Source organism: Streptomyces sp. S.PNR 29, from assembly GCF_030386795.1.
Lineage (GTDB): Bacteria > Actinomycetota > Actinomycetes > Streptomycetales > Streptomycetaceae > Streptomyces.
Genome location: NZ_JANUQM010000010.1, coordinates 1 through 19,110, shown reverse-complemented (window position 1 = coordinate 19,110; position 19,110 = coordinate 1). Strand labels below are relative to the sequence as shown.

The window sequence follows — 19,110 nt, the reverse complement described above, 5'->3', positions numbered from 1 at the left end:
CGCGGGAGGGAGATCCACTCGAACCGGTGACGGGGTCGACGACCCCGGGGTTCACCCCTCGAGGGCCTACTTCTCGACCTCGGCGGCGAGCTTGGCGAGCATCGCGTCGTAGATCCGGCCGAGCCCCTTGGGCGCGAAGGTCCTCTCGAAGAAGCCGCCGATACCGCCCGCGCCGGTCCAGGTGGTGGTCACGACCACCCGGGACCTGCCCTCGCCGGCCGGGGTGACCCGCCAGGTGGTGACCATGGAGGAGTTGCGGTCCTTCTCGACGAGCTCGCCGTCGGTCGGCTCGCTGACCTCCAGCAGGCAGTCACGGACACGCTTGCTGGTGGCCTGGAGCTTCCAGTGGACGAGGGTGCCCTCGCCGTCTCCGCCCTCGCGGACCTCGTACTCGCTGAACTGCTCGGGCAGCAGCCTCGCGCGCGTACCGCTGTAGTCGGCGAGGGCGTCGAACACCGTCTCCGCGTCCGCAGCGACGATCCGCTCCGTCGTGGCCTCGACCTGCGCCATCGGTTCCTCCAGGACAGTGGGTTCTCGGGGTCGGGGCAAGCCAACCACCCCGGTCCCCGGCCCCCCAAATCGGGGGTGCCGCAGTGCGGCCGGACCGCACATCCGCACGATCAAGGGAACAAGTGTTCTATTCTGTGTCCCAGTGCTACCGAGGAGGCGTCATGCGCTGGGAGAACCTCACAGTGGAGTCCGGCCACGAGCGGGCCGACGCCGCGCTCTTCGGCGCGGACGCGGTGACGACGCGGACCTTCGACACGCCCGAGTTCCGCGGGATCACCTTCCACGAGGTGCGGGCCCGCTCGATCATCAACCGGGTGCCGGGCGCCTCGCGCATGCCCTTCGAGTGGACGGTCAACCCCTATCGCGGGTGCACGCACGCGTGCGTGTACTGCTTCGCCCGCAAGACGCACAGCTATCTGGACCTCGACACGGGGACCGGCTTCGACACCCAGATCGTGGTCAAGGTGAACGCGCCCGAGGTGCTGCGCCGCCAGCTGGCATCGCCCCGCTGGCAGGGCGAGCACATCGCGATGGGCACCAATGTCGACTGCTACCAGAGGGCGGAGGGCCGCTATCGCCTGATGCCGGGCATCCTCGGCGCCCTGCGCGACCACTCCAACCCCTTCTCGATCCTGACCAAGGGCACACTGATCCTGCGCGACCTCGACCTGCTGGTGCAGGCGTCCCAGGTGACGGACGTGGGCATCTCCGTCTCGGTCGGCTTCGTCGACCCCGAGCTGTGGCGCACCGTCGAGCCGGGCACCCCCGCGCCGGAGCGCCGCCTGGAGGTCGTACGGACACTCGGCGAGCACGGCATCGGGTGCGGTGTGCTGATGGCGCCGGTGATCCCCTTCCTGAGTGACCATCCGGCCCAACTGCGGGCCACCGTACGGGCGATCGCGTCCTCGGGCGCCACGTCCGTGACGCCGCTGGTGCTGCATCTGCGCCCCGGCGCCCGGGAGTGGTTCATGGCCTGGCTCGGCCGTGAGCACCCGCATCTGGTGCGCCGGTACGAGCGGCTGTACGCGGAGGGCGCCTACGCCCCGAAGTGGTATCAGCGCCGGATCACCCGTCAGGTCCACGAACTGGCCGAGCAGTACGGCATCGGGCCCACGCGCGCGGGCGCGTCACGACGGGTGCGGCAGCCGGAGCCGGTCGAACCCGAGGGGCCCGAGCCCACTCAACTCACGCTCATCTAGGAGCATTAGAGGGCATTCGACGACTCTGTTGGGTCAAGAATTTGGCAGAACACGCTCATCCGGGTGCGCTTTCCGGGACGATGCGGCGGAGGCCGTGAACCTCGCGGCTCGAAACCCCTCCGTCCTGGGAGGACTCCATGAGAAGACGCGCAGCCATGCTGTGCGGCGCTGCCGTCGTCGTGGCCGGAAGCCTCACGACCGTCCCCGCCGAGGCAAGCGCATCCCCCACCGCCACGCAAACCCCGCTCGCGGCGAACCTCACCTGGAAGAAGTGCGGCACCACCGACTATCCGACGCTCCAGTGCTCGTCCGTCAAGGTGCCGCTCGACTACCGGGACCCGCACGGGAAGCAGATCACGCTGGCGCTGTCCCGCGTCCCGCACACCGCGAAGACCTACCAGGGCCCGCTGCTGGTCAACCCCGGCGGTCCCGGCGGCAGCGGCCTGACGCTGGCCGGGTTCGTCGCGTCCGCACTGCCCAAGGAGGTCGCGGCCCAGTACGACGTCATCGGCTTCGACCCGCGCGGCGTGGGTGACAGCCGGCCGGCCTTGGACTGCAAGCCGGGCTACTTCGACCCGGTGCGACCGAACTCCGTGCCGAGCACGCCCGCGATCGAGAAGGCCAACCTCGCGCGCGCCAAGTCCTTCGCCGACGCCTGCGGCAAGAAGTACGCGGGGGTGCTGCCGTACATCAACACCATCAGCGCCGTGCAGGACATGGACTCGATCCGTAAGGCCCTCGGCGCGAAGAAGCTGAATTACTTCGGCTATTCGTACGGAACCTATCTCGGCGCGGTCTACGCGAAGCTGTACCCGGAGCGGGTGCGGCGCCTGGTGCTGGACTCGATCGTCGACCCCACCGACGTGTGGTACGACGCCAACATCAACCAGGACTACGCCTTCGACGACCGCCACCAGGCCTTCATGGCATGGGTCGCCAAGTACGACTCCACGTACAAGCTCGGCACCGACCCGGCCAAGATCGAGGCCAAGTGGTACGCGATGCGGGCGGCACTCGCCAAGAAGCCGGCCGGCGGGAAGGTCGGCGCCTCCGAGCTGGAGGACACCTTCATTCCCGGCGGTTACTACAACGGCTACTGGCCCTACCTCGCGGAGGCGTTCGCCGCGTACGTGAACGACAAGGACACCGATCCGCTCGTCGAGACGTACGAGAACTTCGCCGCCGTGGACGCCTCCGGCGACAACGGCTACAGCATCTACACCTCGGTGCAGTGCCGGGACGCCGCCTGGCCGCGCGACTGGAACAAGTGGCGCAAGGACAACTGGTCGGTGTACGCGAAGGCGCCGTTCATGGCCTGGAACAACGCCTGGTACAACGCACCGTGCGCGTTCTGGCCGACCAAGTCGCTGAAGCCGGTGAACGTCGCCAACAGCAAGCTGCCGCCGGCGCTGCTGTTCCAGGCGACCGACGACGCGGCCACCCCGTACCAGGGCGGCGTCACGGTCCACCGTCTGCTGAAGCGGTCCAGCCTGGTCGTCGAGCAGGGCGGCGGCAACCACGGCATCACGCTGAGCGGTAACTCCTGCCTGGACAAGTACCTGGCGGCCTACCTGACCGACGGTACGGTGCCGCGCGGCAGCGGTGCGGCCGACGCGGTCTGCGCGGCGCTGCCCGATCCGAAGCCGCTGAACTCGACGGCGGCGTCGCAGATGAAGGCCGCGTCGGGCTCGGACGCCGCGTCGTCGTCCTCGCGCGGCGAGACGCTGCACGGCATGCTCGGCTTCCGCGGCTGAGCGCCTGAGGGCCCCTCGGGGGCGGGCGTTGTCAGACCCGTGGTCCACCATGGACCGCATGAGTGAGCTGACCAGGATCCCCGCCCCCGAGGGTGTCGCCGCCGCGGCCCAGTACACGCACGTCGTGATGGGCACCGGCCGTTTCGTCGCGATCTCCGGCCAGCTCCCGCTGGACGAGCACTGCAGGCTCGTCGGCGAAGGCGACCCGGCCGCGCAGGCCCGTCAGGTCTTCGAGAACCTGCGCCGGTGCCTGTCCGCTGCCGGGGCGACCTTCGACGACGTCGTCAAACTCACCTACTTCGTCACGGACATGGCCCACATGCCGGCCATCCGCGAGGCCCGCGCCGAGCACATACCCGACGACCGCCTGCCGGCCGCCTCGGCCGTCCAGGTGGCCGGCCTGGTCCGCCCGGAGTTCCTGATGGAGATCGAGGCGTACGCGGTGGTGCCCCTGTAACGAGCGGCGGCGCCGGCCGTGCGGGGCCCAGGATTCCGCCACGGACCTGCAACGGGCCGTACCGGGGCGGTGAAGTCCGCACCGAGGACGCGGAGTTGGACGCGCTCGTCGTCGACTCCGGGCGGCTCGGCAATGACATCGGGCAGGCGCTGATCCGAGCAAGCTCACCGCTGCTCCGGAATGCGCGCCAGCGCGTGGACCGCCGCCTCCGCGAGGGCCGGGTGGGCGAGGGCGTCGTTCAGGACGGGTCTGGCGCGGGCGTCACCCAGTGCGCCGAGGCCCTCCACGCAGGCGAGGGCCACGCGACGGTACGGGTCGTGCGGGCGCAGGCGGCGTCGCAGAGTGGTGATCAGCGCGGGAACGGCCTCCGGGGCGCGCAGCTCCACCAGCAGCCGCACGGGGTGCAGGGCGTAGGCGACGCGCAGTTCGTTGGTGGCGAGGGCTGCGGCCGCGCGGGCGGTACGCGGGTCACCGAGGCGGGCGAGGGCGTACGCGGCGGAAGCGCAGCGCGGCGGGTCACGGTGGTTGAGGAGCAGCACGAGGGACTCGAAGGCGCGCCGGTCACCACCGAGGCCGAGCCGGAACGCCGCCAGCTCCCTGGCCCACAGCGGCTGTCCGGGCTCGGTGAGCACCGCCGCCAGTTCGTCGGGGTCCTCGGACGCCACGAGCCGGTCGTACGCCGCCGAGCCCCCCGACTCGGTCCGTAAGCGCTCCGTGAGTGATCGCAACTCTTCGTCCATGGCACGAGGGTAGGCGTGCCGTCGGCCTCCCGGGACGTACATCACAAACACGAGGGCTGGCGTGCTCGTTACCCGCGAGTTAAGCTCAGACGAGCGAGTTACCCACTCGCACCCTCCTCGCCGCGGTTTGGTGACGCAGCCGTCGGCGAGAGCAGTCGGTTCGGTACATCGCGTACCTGAGTACGGCTCGGCCTCGGGACAGGGCCGGTCGGTTCGACGCCGCCGCGCGGGCGTGTGCACGTCCGCCGGAACGGCACCGGGCGTGTGCGCTCGCAGCCCGGCCAACACCCGCACATCTCACGCACCCGGTGCGCCCTTCGGCGCACCCGGGCGCGTTCCCCGTCGTCACCCTCATTCCTGGAGTCCCGCGATGGCCACTCCCCAGTCCGACACCTCCCTGTCCCCGCTCCAGACGATCGCCGTCGTCGGCCTCGGCACCATGGGCACCGGCATCGCCGAGGTCCTGGCCAAGGCCGGCCGCGACGTCGTCGGCATCGACATCAGCGAGGCCCAGGCCGCGAAGGCCGTCGCCGCTCTGGAGTCCTCCACCGCCCGTGCCGTGCAGCGCGGGCGCCTGACCGAGCAGGAGCGCGCGGACGTCCTCGCCCGCGTCCGCACCTCCACCGACCTCGGGGCGGCGGCCGGCGCCGACCTGGTCATCGAGGTGGCTCCGGAGTCGTACGAGACCAAGCAGCAGATCTTCCGTGAGCTGGACGGGATCGTCCGGCCCGAGACGATCCTCGCGACCGGCACCAACGCCCTGTCCGTCACACGGCTCGCCGCCGACTCGGCCCGCCCGGAGCGCGTGCTCGGCCTGCACTTCTTCAACCCGGCCCCGGCGATGAAGCTGGTCGAGATCGTCTCGTCCGTGCTGACCGCGCCCGCGGCCGTCGCAGCGGTCACCCATCTCGCCCTCGACCTCGGCAAGGAGCCCGTCGCGGTCGGCGACCGGCCCGGATTCGTAGCCGACGGGCTGCTGTTCGGCTACCTCAACCAGGCCGCGGCGATGTACGAGGCGCGGTACGCCTCCCGTGAGGACATCGACGCCGCGATGCGGCTCGGCTGCGGGCTGCCCATGGGCCCGCTGGCGCTGCTCGACCTGATCGGCATCGACACCGCGCGCAGGGTCCTGGAGGCCATGTACGCCGCATCCCACGACCGGCTGCACGCCCCGGCGCCGATCCTCCGGCAGCTCAGCGACGCGGGCCTGACGGGCCGCAAGTCGGGGCGCGGCTTCTACACGTACGAGGCACCGGGCAGCGGGACCGTCGTGCCGGACGCCCTCACCCCGTCGCAGAGCGACGCTTCGACCCCGGGCCGCCCGGTCCGCTCGGTCGGCGTGGCGGGCTCCGGGACCATGGCCTCCGGCATCGCCGAGGTGTTCGCCAAGGCCGGCTACGAGGTCGTCCTCGCGGCCCGCAGCGCGGAGAAGGCACAGGCCGCCAAGGCCCGGATCGGCAAGTCCCTGGCCCGCTCCGTCGACAAGGGCCGGCTGACCGCCGAGGCCGCCGCGCAGACCCTGGACCGGATCACTCCGACGGGAACGTACGACGACTTCGCCCACGTCGACCTGGCGGTGGAGGCGGTCGCCGAGGACCTGGAGGTCAAGCGGCAGCTGTTCGCCACGCTGGACAAGGTCTGCAAGCCGGGCGCGGTCCTGGCCACCACCACCTCGTCGCTGCCCGTGGTCGCCTGCGCCCGCGCCACGTCCCGCCCGCAGGACGTGATCGGCATGCACTTCTTCAACCCGGCGCCGGCCATGAAGCTGGTCGAGGTCGTCCGTACGGTGCTGACGGCCGACGACGTCCACTCGACGGTGCGCGAGGTCTGCGCCACGATCAGGAAGCACCCGGTCGACTGTGGAGACCGTGCGGGCTTCATCGTCAACGCGTTGCTTTTCCCGTACCTCAACAACGCGATCAAGATGGTGCAGGAACACTATGCGTCTCTCGACGACATCGACGCGGCGATGAAGCTGGGCGGCGGCTATCCGATGGGCCCGTTCGAGCTGCTGGACGTCGTCGGGCTCGACGTCTCGCTCGCCATCGAGAAGGTGCTGCACCGCGAGTTCCGCGACCCAGGGCTGGCCCCCGCGCCGCTCCTGGAGCACCTGGTGGCCGCGGGCTGCCTCGGCCGCAAGACGGGCCGCGGCTTCCGCGAATATGCCCGCCGCTGAGCGTCCCGGCGACCGGTCCGGGGCCGGCGCGGACTGGGGCGGGCTGCTCGGACCGGGCAGCTCCCCCACACCCTCCCGGCGCAGCCTTCCGCCACCCGCCCGACCGGGCGCTCCCCCGCCCGCCCGACCGGGCGCTCTCCCGCCCGCCCGACCCGGCTCTCCCCCGCCCGCCCGAGGCGGGGGAAACCCCGGGCCTGCGCATCGAGCTGCGAACATGCAGTACGTTCAGGGCATGTCCCAGCCCGCCAAGTCCTCACGTACACCAGCTACGCCCGACGCGCCGGAAAGTGCCGCAGGCAGTCGCGCCGCCGCCCAGCGGCTCAAAATGCGCCGGGAACTGGCGGCCGCGGCGATGGAGCTGTTCGCGACCAAGGGGTACGAGGCGACCACCGTCGACGAGATCGCGGCCGCGGCCGGGGTCGCCCGCCGCACCTTCTTCCGCCACTTCCGCTCCAAGGAAGAGGCCATCTTCCCGGACCACGACGACACCCTGATCCGCGCCGAGGCGGTGCTCAACGCCGCACCCGCGCACGAGCATCCGCTCGACACGGTGTGCCGCGGCATCAAGGAAGTCATGCGGATGTACGCGGCCCGGCCGGAGATCTCGGTCGCCCGCTACAAGCTGACGCGTGAGGTGCCCACCCTGCGCGAGGCGGAGATCGCGTCGGTGGCCCGCTACGAGCGCCTCTTCACCCGCTACCTCCTCGGCCACTTCGACGAGCACGCGCACGACGACGACGCCAACGACGACCCGCTGCTGGCGGAGGTCGCGGCGTCCGCCGTGGTCACCGCCCACAACCACGTCCTGCGACGCTGGCTCAGGGCGGGCGGACAGGGCGATGTGGAGGCACAGCTCGACCACGCCTTCGCGATCGTGCGGAAGACGTTCGGGACGGGAATCATGGCCGGGCGCACCGCGCCCCCGAAACCGGCCGCGGCGACGACCTCCGCGCAGGGCGAGGTGCTGGTGACCGTCGCCCGCACCGACGCTCCGCTGGACGAGGTCATGCGGACCATCGAGCAGGCGCTCAAGGAGCGCTGAGCCCCCTTCCCACGTCCTCGCCCCTGTGATGACGGCCACCCCACCGGGTGGCCGTTTTGGCATGTCAGGGGCCCTTTTCTGAACTCTCGCCACTCGCATTCGATCGATCATCGCTCATTTGTTACGTAAAGATTTCAGCTGAGGCCAAGTTCTGGCACTCAGTGCCTTGCCGGATGACACGCGGTGTCATACGTTGAAGGAAGTCCGGGCGGCTGTCCCAGCAAGCCCACCGCCTGCGCGCCCGGACGCCTGCGTCACAGGCACCCTCCCGCGCCACAAAGCGCTGCCGAACAGCACCACCGCCGAACCGACGGCACCCCTCAACCCTCAGCAGCACCGACGTAACCCTCAGCGCCCCTCCCTCAGGGCGCTCACCGCCGGAGGCAACACCGTGACCGTGAAGGACATCCTGGACGCGATCCAGTCGCCCGACTCCAAGCCGGCCGACTTCGCCGCTCTGCCGCTCCCCGAGTCGTACCGCGCGATCACCGTGCACAAGGACGAGACGGAGATGTTCGCGGGCCTGGAGACCCGCGACAAGGACCCCCGCAAGTCGATCCACCTGGACGAGGTCCCGGTGCCCGAGCTGGGCCCGGGCGAGGCCCTGGTGGCCGTCATGGCCTCCTCGGTCAACTACAACTCGGTGTGGACCTCGATCTTCGAGCCGCTGTCGACCTTCGGTTTCCTGGAGCGCTACGGCCGCACCAGCGAGCTGGCCAAGCGCCACGACCTGCCGTACCACATCATCGGCTCCGACCTCGCGGGCGTCGTCCTGCGCACCGGCCCCGGCGTCAACGCCTGGCATCCGGGTGACGAGGTCGTCGCGCACTGCCTGTCCGTCGAGCTGGAGTCCAGCGACGGCCACAACGACACGATGCTCGACCCCGAGCAGCGCATCTGGGGCTTCGAGACCAACTTCGGCGGCCTGGCGGAGATCGCGCTGGTGAAGTCCAACCAGCTGATGCCGAAGCCGGCCCACCTGAGCTGGGAGGAGGCCGCCGCTCCCGGTCTGGTCAACTCCACCGCCTACCGGCAGCTGGTCTCCCGCAACGGCGCCGGCATGAAGCAGGGCGACAACGTGCTCATCTGGGGCGCGAGCGGCGGACTCGGCTCGTACGCCACGCAGTTCGCGCTGGCCGGCGGCGCCAACCCGGTCTGTGTCGTCTCCAGCGAGCAGAAGGCGGACATCTGCCGCTCGATGGGCGCCGAGGCGATCATCGACCGCAATGCCGAGGGCTACAAGTTCTGGAAGGACGAGCGCACCCAGGACCCCAAGGAGTGGAAGCGCTTCGGCAAGCGCATCCGCGAGCTCACCGGCGGCGAGGACATCGACATCGTCTTCGAGCACCCCGGCCGCGAGACCTTCGGCGCGAGCGTCTACGTCACCCGCAAGGGCGGCACGATCACCACCTGCGCCTCGACCTCGGGCTACCTGCACGAGTACGACAACCGCTACCTGTGGATGTCGCTGAAGCGGATCATCGGCTCGCACTTCGCCAACTACCGCGAGGCCTGGGAGGCCAACCGGCTCATCGCGAAGGGCAAGATCCACCCGACGCTGTCGAAGGTGTACTCCCTGGAGGACACCGGCCAGGCCGCCTACGACGTGCACCGCAACCTCCACCAGGGCAAGGTCGGCGTCCTGTGCATGGCCCCCGAGGAGGGCCTGGGCGTGCGCGACCAGGAGATGCGCGCCAAGCACATCGACGCCATCAACCGCTTCCGGAACATCTGAGGAGCGCCTGCATGACTGAGCGTCAGAAGGACCGGCCGTGGCTCATGCGGACCTACGCCGGTCACTCCACGGCCGAGGCGTCCAACGAGTTGTACCGGCGCAATCTCGCCAAGGGTCAGACGGGTCTGTCGGTGGCGTTCGACCTGCCGACGCAGACCGGCTACGACTCCGACCACATCCTCGCCCGCGGCGAGGTGGGCCGGGTCGGGGTGCCGGTCGCGCACCTCGGTGACATGCGCCGGCTGTTCCAGGACATCCCCCTGGAGCAGATGAACACCTCGATGACCATCAACGCCACGGCCATGTGGCTGCTGGCGCTCTACCAGGTCGTCGCGGAGGAGCAGGGCGCGGACATCACCAAGCTCCAGGGGACGACCCAGAACGACATCGTCAAGGAGTACCTGTCCCGGGGGACGCACGTCTTCCCCCCGGGCCCCTCCCTCCGTCTGACGACGGACATGATCGCGTACACGGTCTCCCACATGCCGAAGTGGAACCCGATCAACATCTGCAGCTACCACCTGCAGGAGGCGGGCGCCACGCCGGTCCAGGAGATCGCGTACGCGATGTCCACCGCGATCGCCGTCCTCGACGCCGTGCGCGACAGCGGCCAGGTGCCGCAGGAGCGCATGGGCGACGTCGTCGGCCGTATCTCCTTCTTCGTGAACGCGGGCGTCCGCTTCATCGAGGAGATGTGCAAGATGCGGGCGTTCGGCCGCATCTGGGACAGGGTCACGCGCGAGCGGTACGGCATCGAGGACCCCAAGCACCGCCGTTTCCGCTACGGCGTGCAGGTCAACTCCCTCGGCCTGACCGAGGCGCAGCCGGAGAACAACGTCCAGCGGATCGTCCTGGAGATGCTGGCCGTGACCCTCTCGAAGGACGCACGCGCGCGTGCCGTGCAGCTTCCGGCCTGGAACGAGGCGCTGGGCCTGCCCCGCCCCTGGGACCAGCAGTGGTCGCTGCGGATCCAGCAGGTCCTGGCGTACGAGAGCGACCTGCTGGAGTACGACGACATCTTCGAGGGCTCGAAGGTGATCGAGGCGAAGGTGGACGAGCTGGTCGCGGAGTCGCTCGCCGAGATGGAGCGGATCCAGGAGATGGGCGGCGCGATGGCCGCCGTCGAGTCCGGCTACCTCAAGTCGCAGCTGGTCGCCTCGCACGCCGAGCGCAGGGCTCGTATCGAGTCCGGGCAGGAGAAGATCGTCGGCGTGAACATCTTCGAGGGGACCGAGCCGAACCCGCTGACGGCCGATCTGGACACCGCGATCCAGACGGTGGACCCGGCGGTCGAGGCCCGCGTGATCGCCTCGCTCCAGCACTGGCGGGACACCCGCTACCAGCCTCCGTTCAACCACCCGCGCCCCTGCAAGGCGCTGGAGCGGCTGAAGGATGCCGCGCGGGGCACCGAGAACCTCATGGAGGCCACCCTGGAGTGCGCCCGCGCCGGCGTCACGACCGGCGAGTGGGCCGGGGCCCTGCGTGAGGTGTTCGGGGAGTTCCGGGCACCGACGGGCGTGTCCTCCGCGCCGGTCGCCGTGGCTGCCGAGGAGGGCACCAAGCTGGCGGAGGTGCGCAGCAGGGTGGACGCCACCGCCCGCGAGCTCGGCGTCGGCAAGCTGCGCTTCCTGGTCGGCAAGCCGGGCCTGGACGGGCACTCCAACGGCGCCGAGCAGATCGCCGTACGCGCGCGTGACGCGGGCTTCGAGGTGGTCTACCAGGGCATCCGGCTGACGCCCGAGCAGATCGTGGACGCGGCCCTCGCCGAGGACGTGCACGCGGTCGGGCTCTCCATCCTCTCCGGCTCGCACGCCCAGCTGGTGCCGGATGTCCTGGAACGGCTGCGTGTGGCCGGTGCCACAGATATACCGGTGATCGCCGGTGGCATCATCCCCAACGGTGACGCCGAGCAGCTCAGGGCCGCCGGAGTGGCCGCCGTCTTCACCCCGAAGGACTTCGACATCACCGGAATCATCGGCCGCATCGTCGACGAGATCCGGAAAGCGAACAAGCTCGACCCCCTGGAGGTCCCCGCATGACCGTCAACCGTCTCCGCCCGCGGCGTTCCTGCCTGGCCGTACCGGGCTCGAACCCCCGCTTCCTGGAGAAGGCGCAGGGCCTCCCGGCGGACCAGGTCTTCCTCGACCTGGAGGACGCGTGCGCGCCGCTCGCCAAGCCCGAGGCGCGGCACACCATCGTCAAGTTCCTCAACGAGGGCGACTGGACGGGCAAGACACGGGTCGTGCGCGTCAACGACTGGACGACCGAGTGGACCTACCGGGACGTCGTGACCGTCGTCGAGGGCGCGGGCCAGAACCTCGACTGCATCATGCTGCCGAAGGTGCAGGACGCGCAGCAGATCGTCGCCCTGGACCTGCTGCTGACGCAGATCGAGAAGACCATGGGCTTCGAGGTCGGCCGCATCGGCATCGAGGCGCAGATCGAGAACGCACAGGGCCTCAACAACGTCAACGAGATCGCGCAGGCCTCCCCGCGCATCGAGACGATCATCTTCGGCCCGGCCGACTTCATGGCGTCGATCAACATGAAGTCCCTGGTCGTGGGCGAGCAGCCGCCCGGCTACCCGGCGGACGCCTACCACTACATCCTGATGAAGATCCTGATGGCGGCCCGCGCCAACAACCTCCAGGCGATCGACGGCCCCTACCTGCAGATCCGCAACGTCGACGGCTACCGCGAGGTCGCACAGCGCGCCGCGGCCCTCGGCTTCGACGGCAAGTGGGTGCTGCACCCGGGTCAGGTCGAGGCCTCCAACGAGATCTTCTCGCCCTCCCAGGAGGACTACGACCACGCCGAGCTGATCCTGGACGCCTACGACTACTACACGTCCGAAGCGGGCGGCAAGAAGGGCTCCGCGATGCTCGGCGACGAGATGATCGACGAGGCCAGCCGCAAGATGGCCCTGGTCATCGCGGGCAAGGGACGCGCCGCCGGCATGCGGCGCACCAGCACGTTCGAGATCCCGGAGGCGTGACGGCATGCAGTTCGGACGCACCTACGAGGAGTTCGAGGTCGGGGCGACGTACAAGCACTGGCCGGGCAAGACGGTCACGGAGTACGACGACCACCTGTTCTGTCTCCTCACCATGAACCACCACCCGCTGCACATGGACGTCAACTACGCGGAGAAGACGACCGACTTCGGCAAGAACGTCGTCGTGGGGAACTACATCTACTCCCTCCTGCTCGGCATGTCCGTCCCGGACATCTCCGGCAAGGCGATCGCCAACCTGGAGATCGAGTCGCTCAAGCACGTGGCGCCGACCTTCCACGGCGACACGATCTACGGCGAGACGACCGTGCTCGACAAGTGGCCGTCGAAGTCCAAGAACGACCGCGGCATCGTCTACGTCGAGACCAAGGGCTACAAGCAGGACGGCACGCTGGTGTGCGTCTTCCGCCGCAAGGTGATGGTGCCCACCGAGACCTACATCAAGGAGCGCGGCGGCGAGCAGCCGGGCCGCCCGGAGCCGAAGCAGCAGGAGAAGTAATGGCGCGCCTCGCCCAGACCGCCGGTCTGACGGACATCCAGCAGGAGATCCTCTCCACCGTCCGCGACTTCGTGGACAAGGAGATCATCCCGGTCGCGACCGAGCTGGAGCACCGCGACGAGTACCCGCAAGCGATCGTCGACGGCCTGAAGGAGCTGGGCCTGTTCGGTCTGATGATCCCCGAGGAGTACGGGGGCCTGGGCGAGTCGCTCCTCACGTACGCCCTCTGCGTCGAGGAGATCGCCCGCGGGTGGATGTCGGTCTCCGGCATCATCAACACGCACTTCATCGTGGCGTACATGCTCAAGCAGCACGGTACGCAGGAGCAGAAGGACTACTTCCTGCCGAAGATGGCCGCCGGCGACATCCGCGGCGCCTTCTCGATGTCGGAGCCCGGCCTGGGCTCGGACGTGTCGGCGATCACGTCGAAGGCGGTCAGGGACGGCGACGAGTACGTCCTGACGGGTCAGAAGATGTGGCTCACGAACGGCGGAACGTCGTCGCTGGTCGCCGTTCTCGTACGGAGTGACGAAGGTCACCCCGAGGGCACCGCGCCCCACAAGTCGATGACGACCTTCCTGGTGGAGAAGGAGCCCGGCTTCGGCGAGGTGCGCCCCGGCCTCACCATCCCCGGCAAGATCGACAAGATGGGCTACAAGGGTGTCGACACCACCGAGCTCATCATGGATGGCCTGCGCATTCCCGCCGATCGGGTGCTCGGCGGCGTCACCGGCCGGGGCTTCTACCACATGATGGACGGCGTGGAGGTGGGCCGCGTCAACGTGGCGGCGCGTGGCTGTGGCGTCGCTCAGCGTGCGTTCGAGCTCGGCGTCCAGTACGCCCAGCAGCGTCACACTTTCGGCAAGCCGATCGCCCAGCACCAGGCCATTCAGTTCAAGCTGGCGGAGATGGCTACCAAGGTCGAGGCCGCTCATGCGATGATGGTGAACGCCGCACGCAAAAAGGACTCCGGGGAACGAAACGACCTTGAGGCTGGGATGGCGAAGTACCTCGCCTCCGAGTACTGCAAGGAGGTCGTGGAGGACGCCTTCCGGATCCACGGCGGCTACGGCTTTTCCAAGGAGTACGAAATCGAGCGCCTCTACCGCGAGGCGCCGATGCTACTCATCGGTGAAGGTACCGCCGAGATCCAGAAAATGATCATCGGCCGCAGGCTGCTCGAAGAGTATCGATACCAGGGCTAGATGTCCGGATACGGGGTGTTTTCTTGGAGAAGAAGATCACACCCCGTAGGCGCTCTTCGGCCGCCGACTTGGCTTCCTGGCTTACCCAGTTAGGCCCCCGAACCGCTACGATCGCCGGAAAGCCGCCGTCCCCCGTCAGAGCGCGGCATCATCCGCTACGAAGGTCATCCATGCCCCACAGCCAAACCTCTGCACCACGCGGCCGGGTCCGTCTCGCGCGCGGAGCATCGCCGTGGCTCCTCCCGACCGTCGCCACAGCGGCCGTCAGCCTGGCCCGTGCACGCCGCTCCGGCGCCGCCAAGGCCGTCGCCGTCCCCGCCACCGCGCTCGCGGCGGGGATGCTGTGGTTCTTCCGCGACCCCGAGCGCGAGATCGCCCCGGGCCGGGTCATCTCGCCCGCCGACGGTGTGGTGCAGAGCATCATGCCGTGGAAGGACGGCCGTACCCGCGTCGCGATCTTCATGAGCCCGCTCAACGTCCACGTCAACCGCGCGCCGCTGGCCGGCACGGTGACCTCGGTCGAGCACGTTCCGGGCGGCTTCGTTCCCGCTTTCAACAAGGAGAGCGAGAACAACGAGCGGGTCGTGTGGCACTTCGACACCGAGCTCGGCGACATCGAGATGATCCAGATCGCCGGCGCGGTGGCCCGTCGCATCGTCCCGTACGTGCCCCAGGGCACCAAGGTGGAGCAGGGTGAGCGGATCGGTCTGATCCGTTTCGGCTCGCGCGTCGACCTCTACCTGCCCGAGGGCGTGGAGGTCGCGGTCGAGGTCGGTCAGCAGACCGTGGCTGGGGTGACTCGCATTGACCGTGATTGATCCGGATACTCAGGCGGGCTGGGTGCCCGAGGCCGACGCGGTGGACGACGAGGAGGAGATGCCGCTGTCGCTCCGCCTGTCGATAGCGGACACTCTGACGCTCGGCAACGCGACGTGCGGCTTCATGGCGGTGTACTTCACCACCACCGGCATCCTGATCCCGGACCTCACCGGCAGCCCGGCGTCCGGCATGACCCGTCACAGCGCGGCCACGGCGGTCATCCTGATGCTGTGCGCGGCGGTGTTCGACCTGTTCGACGGCCTGGTCGCGAGGAAGCTCCGCTCCTCCCCCATGGGTGCGGAGCTGGACAACCTCTCCGACCTGATCAGCTTCGGTCTGGCGCCGGCGTACTTCGTCCTCGTCTACGGCATGGTCGCGGACGACGCGCACCAGCGGGTGGCGGCGCTCGGCGCGATCGTCGTCCTGCTGGCGGTGGTGCTCAGACTCGCGCGGTTCTCCTGCGTGACGATGAAGGACGGCATGTTCCAGGGCATGCCGTCCCCGTTCGGCGCTCTGACGGTCGTCTCGATCGTCCTGCTGGAGCTGCCCTTCGTGGCGACCCTCCTCGCCATCCTCGGCACGGCCTGGCTGATGGTGAGCCGGGTGGAGTACCCCAAGCCGCGGGGGCGGCTCGCGGTGGCGATGCTCTCCTGGATCGTCCTGTCGATGGGCCTCCTGGCCGCCTGGGCCTTCGACGCCCCGAGCGGCCAGCTGCTCCTGCAGACCGGCTGCGCGCTGCAGCTGGTCATGGGCGCGGTGATCCCCTTGTTCGCCACGGCTCGCCGGGTGAACAACTTCCGCGACAACCGGCGGGAGGCGCGGGCGGCACAGCTGCCGTAGCGCTCCGCTGGGTGGGGCCCCGGACCGGGTTCGGTTCGGGGCCCTTCCCTTTGTGCCCAAGGCTGTGCCCAAGGCCGTAATGGGGCCTGGGGGTGTCAGCTCCACCGAACGGCCTCACCCTCGAACGCCGGAGCCGGACGGCCTGAGACACGGTGAGCGCTGCGTGACGCACGTCTGGACCGACCGGCTGAAGTCCTGACGACCAAGGCCTACCGGGCCGTGGGACCCGCCGAAGGTCGGGGCCGAAGCCTGACCAGCTGCCGGGGGGGGGCACAAATCCCCGCCGGGGGCCGGGGGCGGGCGGAGCCCCACCGAGGGACGAGGCCGGGCGAAGCCCCACCAGGGGCCGGGGCCGGGCGACGCAGTCCCCGCCACGGTCCAAGGAGCGGAGCCCCGCCAGTAACCGAGACGCAGGCCCCACCCAGGGTGCAGCGACGAAACCACACAGGGGTACAGGCGACACAGCCCCCACCACCGTCCACGGCGAAGACCCGCCGGGGTGCAGGGGCGGAGCCCCTGGGGTGGGTGGGTAGGGGCCGCAGGGGTGAGGACGCTGGGGTCAGGGCAGGAAGTCGGCTGCGATCCGCTCCGCGATCTGCTCCAGGATCGGGCCGGCGTCAGCGATGCACTTCGTCACGTCCGGTTCGACGTCCGTCAGCGGGTAGGCCCGCTGGATCCCGGCGCGGTTCAGGGCCTCCGGCGGCAGGGCGAGCCGGCCGCACACGGCGACGACCTGCTTGTCCGCCGCACGGGCCGCCGCGGCCACGCCCGCCGGGGCCTTGCCGTGCAGGGTCTGCTCGTCCAGCGAGCCCTCACCGGTGATCACGAGCGACGCCCGTTCGAGCGCCGGCGCGAAGCCCAGGACGTCCAGCATGACCTCGATGCCGGGACGGAAGCGGGCCCCGAGGAGCAGGGCGCCGTAGCCGATGCCTCCCGCGGCGCCCGCGCCCGGCGAGGCGGCGTACTCGGCCGCCCTGGGACCCACCGTCTCCTCCAGCACCTTGGCGAAGTGCGCCAGGCCCGCGTCCAGCGTCTCCACGTCGTCCGGCGAGGCGCCCTTCTGCGGGCCGTACACCGCCGGCGCGCCCTTCGGGCCGGTCAGCGGGTTGTCGACGTCGCTCGCGAGGACCAGTTCGACCGAGGCGAGCCGTGCGTCCAGGCCCGAGAGGTCCGCCGACGCCACGTCGGCGAGCCCGCCGCCGCCCGGCGTCACCGGCTCCCCGTTCGCATCCAGGAACCGCGCCCCGAGCGCGGACAGCATCCCCGCGCCCCCGTCCGTGGTCGCACTGCCGCCGACTCCGAACACGATCGTGCGCGCACCCGCGTCCAGCGCGGCCCGCAGCAGTTCCCCGGAGCCGTACGTGGACGCCGTCAGCGGCGCGAAGACCCCGGCCGGCAGCCGCTGCAACCCGCTCGCCTCGGCCATCTCCACGACCGCGATGCCCTCGCGCAGCGCGAACGCCGCCGTCACCTCGTGGCCGAGCGGCCCGGCGACCCGCGCCTCGCGCCGCTCGAACCCGGCCGCGACCGCCGCGGCCACCGTGCCGTCGCCGCCGTCGGCCACGGGCAACGCCTCGACCTCCAGGCCGGGCACGACCCGACGCAGCCCCGCCGCCACCCGCTCGGCGACCTCCACGGCCGTCAACGAGCCCTTGAACTTGTCCGCGGCGACGAGCACCCGTCGGGTGCCGCTCACTGCAGCGTCCGCCACTTGTATCCCCTTGCTCCCCGGGCCTCGTGCACGTGCAGTGCACGTGCACGTCACGGCCAGTTGCGCCGCTGTGACCTTAACCGGAGGACGCCCTCGCCGTCATGCCCCGCCCGCACCCTGGGACCACGCCAGGAACCGGCTGTGCGCCGGGCGGCCGAAGTCCCGCCGGATCGGGGTACACCTTCAGCTATGACCCCTGTGGGCACTGAGTCAGAGCTCGCCGACCGCATCCTCGGGGGCTGGCTGGGCCGGATCGCGGGCAACATGCTCGGCAAGCCGGTCGAGCAGGGCGAGGTGTGGACGCGCGACCGCATCGACCGCTACCTGCGGCAGGCCGCCGCGCTGCCCCTCACCGACTACCTGCCCGAGCCGATCAGCGAGAGCGACGGCTTCGAGCTGCGCCCCGAATGGCGCAGTTGCGTCCGCGGCCGTATCCACGGCAGCTGCCGCGACGACGACGTCGACTACGCCATCCTCGGCCTCGACCTCCTGGAGACCCACGGCTTCGGCTTCAGCACCGAGCAGGTCGGCGACCTGTGGCTGCTGCGGCTGCCGTACCTCCAGACCTTCACGGCGGAGCGCGCCGCGTACCGGAACCTCGCGAACGGCCTCAAACCACCCCTCACCGCCACGTACGACAACCCGTACCAGGAGTGGATCGGCGCCCTGATCCGCGCCGACATCTACGGCTGGACCTGCCCCGGCGTCCCCCGCCGCGCCGCCTTGCTCGCCCGGCGGGACGCGGTGCTGTCACACACCGGCAACGGCGTGTACGGCGCGATGTGGGCGGCGGCGCTGATCTCGGCGGCGTTCACGGCCGACGGCGTGCGGGACGCCGTCGGACAGGCGCTGACCGTCATCCCCGCGAGCAGCCGCCTCGCGCGCACCGTGCGCCGGGTCATCTCGCTCCACGACACCCAGATGACCTGGGAGGACACACTCACCACACTCACCGAGGAGACGGCCGGGCTCGGCTGGATCCACACCGTTCCGAACGCCGCCGTCCTCACCGCCGGGTTGTTGTACGGCGACGGCGACTTCACCCGCACCATCACGCTGACCGTCCGGGGCGGCCTGGACACCGACTCCAACGGTGCGACAGCGGGCTCGGTCGCGGGCGTCCTGACCGGGGCGGAGGCGATCCCGGCCCGGTGGAAGGACCCGTTGGAGGACACGGTCCGCAGCGCGGTCTTCGGCTTCGACGGCGTACGGATCAGCGAGCTGGCGGAGCGGACTCTGCGGTTGGTGGAGCAGGGCTTGTGACATGCGCCCGACAGGACATGTGACATGGCCCGTCGGGCACGACGGCAGACCGACGGGTCAGAGTGAGGTGCCGATCAGCTTGGCGAGGTCGATGAGGCGGTTGGAGTAGCCCCACTCGTTGTCGTACCAGCCGACGACCTTGACCTG

General features: G+C 70.0%; 16 protein-coding genes. 13 read left to right on the top strand and 3 right to left on the bottom strand.

Annotated features, from left to right (window positions below):
• Nucleotides 1-66: 66 nt before the first annotated feature.
• A complete protein-coding gene (locus NW895_RS25550; protein WP_289938359.1) occupies nt 67-510 on the bottom strand; it encodes an SRPBCC family protein in 444 nt (147 codons plus the stop codon).
• A 161-nt stretch (nt 511-671) separates the two neighbouring features.
• Between NW895_RS25550 and NW895_RS25545 the strand changes: the two genes are divergently transcribed.
• The 3 genes from NW895_RS25545 (at nt 672) to NW895_RS25535 (ending at nt 3,920) form a co-directional block, all read left to right on the top strand.
• Nucleotides 672-1,709, top strand: a complete 1,038-nt coding sequence (locus NW895_RS25545; RefSeq protein WP_289938357.1) for an Rv2578c family radical SAM protein — start codon at nt 672-674, stop codon at nt 1,707-1,709.
• A gap of 137 nt (nt 1,710-1,846) precedes the next feature.
• Entirely contained in the window at nt 1,847-3,463 is a 1,617-nt protein-coding gene (locus tag NW895_RS25540) for an alpha/beta hydrolase (protein WP_289938356.1), read from the top strand.
• 58 nt (nt 3,464-3,521) lie between these two features.
• Nucleotides 3,522-3,920 carry a RidA family protein gene (locus NW895_RS25535; RefSeq protein ID WP_289938354.1) on the top strand — a complete coding sequence of 133 codons (399 nt, stop codon included), beginning with the start codon at nt 3,522-3,524 and terminating at the stop codon, nt 3,918-3,920.
• Between the two features lie 164 nt (nt 3,921-4,084).
• On the opposite strand, the gene NW895_RS25530 is transcribed toward NW895_RS25535, so the two are convergent.
• The gene (locus NW895_RS25530; RefSeq protein WP_289938352.1) at nt 4,085-4,660 is read right to left on the bottom strand and encodes an adenylosuccinate lyase; all 576 of its coding nucleotides are present in this window, start codon (nt 4,658-4,660) and stop codon (nt 4,085-4,087) included.
• A gap of 370 nt (nt 4,661-5,030) precedes the next feature.
• On the opposite strand from NW895_RS25530, the gene NW895_RS25525 reads away from it, so the two are divergent.
• The 9 genes from NW895_RS25525 to pssA all read left to right on the top strand — a co-directional run bounded on the left by NW895_RS25525 (nt 5,031) and on the right by pssA (nt 15,989).
• Nucleotides 5,031-6,836 carry a 3-hydroxyacyl-CoA dehydrogenase family protein gene (locus NW895_RS25525; protein ID WP_289938351.1) on the top strand — a complete coding sequence of 602 codons (1,806 nt, stop codon included), beginning with the start codon at nt 5,031-5,033 and terminating at the stop codon, nt 6,834-6,836.
• Between the two features lie 232 nt (nt 6,837-7,068).
• Nucleotides 7,069-7,878 (top strand): TetR family transcriptional regulator, encoded by an 810-nt coding sequence (locus NW895_RS25520; RefSeq protein WP_289938350.1) that lies wholly within the window; start codon nt 7,069-7,071, stop codon nt 7,876-7,878.
• A gap of 397 nt (nt 7,879-8,275) precedes the next feature.
• Nucleotides 8,276-9,613: a crotonyl-CoA carboxylase/reductase gene (gene ccrA / locus NW895_RS25515; protein ID WP_289938731.1), complete on the top strand. Its 1,338-nt coding sequence runs from the start codon at nt 8,276-8,278 to the stop codon at nt 9,611-9,613.
• An 11-nt stretch (nt 9,614-9,624) separates the two neighbouring features.
• On the top strand, nt 9,625-11,652 hold the full coding sequence (locus NW895_RS25510; RefSeq protein ID WP_289938349.1) for a protein meaA: 2,028 nt from the start codon (nt 9,625-9,627) through the stop codon (nt 11,650-11,652).
• On the top strand, nt 11,649-12,608 hold the full coding sequence (locus tag NW895_RS25505) for a CoA ester lyase (RefSeq protein WP_289938348.1): 960 nt from the start codon (nt 11,649-11,651) through the stop codon (nt 12,606-12,608). The genes NW895_RS25510 and NW895_RS25505 overlap by 4 nt, the downstream gene beginning before the upstream one ends.
• A gap of 4 nt (nt 12,609-12,612) precedes the next feature.
• Nucleotides 12,613-13,125, top strand: a complete 513-nt coding sequence (locus NW895_RS25500) for a MaoC family dehydratase (protein WP_289938346.1) — start codon at nt 12,613-12,615, stop codon at nt 13,123-13,125.
• Nucleotides 13,125-14,330 carry an acyl-CoA dehydrogenase family protein gene (locus tag NW895_RS25495; RefSeq protein ID WP_289938343.1) on the top strand — a complete coding sequence of 402 codons (1,206 nt, stop codon included), beginning with the start codon at nt 13,125-13,127 and terminating at the stop codon, nt 14,328-14,330. Before NW895_RS25500 ends, NW895_RS25495 begins: the two co-directional genes overlap by 1 nt.
• A 170-nt stretch (nt 14,331-14,500) precedes the next feature.
• Nucleotides 14,501-15,148 carry a phosphatidylserine decarboxylase gene (locus NW895_RS25490; protein ID WP_289938340.1) on the top strand — a complete coding sequence of 216 codons (648 nt, stop codon included), beginning with the start codon at nt 14,501-14,503 and terminating at the stop codon, nt 15,146-15,148.
• Between the two features lie 22 nt (nt 15,149-15,170).
• Nucleotides 15,171-15,989 carry a CDP-diacylglycerol--serine O-phosphatidyltransferase gene (pssA, locus tag NW895_RS25485; protein WP_289938730.1) on the top strand — a complete coding sequence of 273 codons (819 nt, stop codon included), beginning with the start codon at nt 15,171-15,173 and terminating at the stop codon, nt 15,987-15,989.
• Between the two features lie 559 nt (nt 15,990-16,548).
• On the opposite strand, the gene NW895_RS25480 is transcribed toward pssA, so the two are convergent.
• Nucleotides 16,549-17,685 carry a glycerate kinase gene (locus NW895_RS25480; RefSeq protein ID WP_289938729.1) on the bottom strand — a complete coding sequence of 379 codons (1,137 nt, stop codon included), beginning with the start codon at nt 17,683-17,685 and terminating at the stop codon, nt 16,549-16,551.
• Between the two features lie 204 nt (nt 17,686-17,889).
• Here NW895_RS25480 and NW895_RS25475 point away from each other — a divergent pair, with 204 nt between their 5' ends.
• Entirely contained in the window at nt 17,890-18,963 is a 1,074-nt protein-coding gene (locus tag NW895_RS25475) for an ADP-ribosylglycohydrolase family protein (protein ID WP_289938339.1), read from the top strand.
• Nucleotides 18,964-19,110: the final 147 nt, after the last annotated feature.

Coding starts and splice junctions, on each gene's coding strand:
- NW895_RS25550 (WP_289938359.1), bottom strand. CDS start 510: ATGGCGCAGGTCGAGGCCACGACGGAGCGGATCGTCGCTGCGGACGCG.
- NW895_RS25545 (WP_289938357.1), top strand. CDS start 672: ATGCGCTGGGAGAACCTCACAGTGGAGTCCGGCCACGAGCGGGCCGAC.
- NW895_RS25540 (WP_289938356.1), top strand. CDS start 1,847: ATGAGAAGACGCGCAGCCATGCTGTGCGGCGCTGCCGTCGTCGTGGCC.
- NW895_RS25535 (WP_289938354.1), top strand. CDS start 3,522: ATGAGTGAGCTGACCAGGATCCCCGCCCCCGAGGGTGTCGCCGCCGCG.
- NW895_RS25530 (WP_289938352.1), bottom strand. CDS start 4,660: ATGGACGAAGAGTTGCGATCACTCACGGAGCGCTTACGGACCGAGTCG.
- NW895_RS25525 (WP_289938351.1), top strand. CDS start 5,031: ATGGCCACTCCCCAGTCCGACACCTCCCTGTCCCCGCTCCAGACGATC.
- NW895_RS25520 (WP_289938350.1), top strand. CDS start 7,069: ATGTCCCAGCCCGCCAAGTCCTCACGTACACCAGCTACGCCCGACGCG.
- NW895_RS25510 (WP_289938349.1), top strand. CDS start 9,625: ATGACTGAGCGTCAGAAGGACCGGCCGTGGCTCATGCGGACCTACGCC.
- NW895_RS25505 (WP_289938348.1), top strand. CDS start 11,649: ATGACCGTCAACCGTCTCCGCCCGCGGCGTTCCTGCCTGGCCGTACCG.
- NW895_RS25500 (WP_289938346.1), top strand. CDS start 12,613: ATGCAGTTCGGACGCACCTACGAGGAGTTCGAGGTCGGGGCGACGTAC.
- NW895_RS25495 (WP_289938343.1), top strand. CDS start 13,125: ATGGCGCGCCTCGCCCAGACCGCCGGTCTGACGGACATCCAGCAGGAG.
- NW895_RS25490 (WP_289938340.1), top strand. CDS start 14,501: ATGCCCCACAGCCAAACCTCTGCACCACGCGGCCGGGTCCGTCTCGCG.
- NW895_RS25475 (WP_289938339.1), top strand. CDS start 17,890: ATGACCCCTGTGGGCACTGAGTCAGAGCTCGCCGACCGCATCCTCGGG.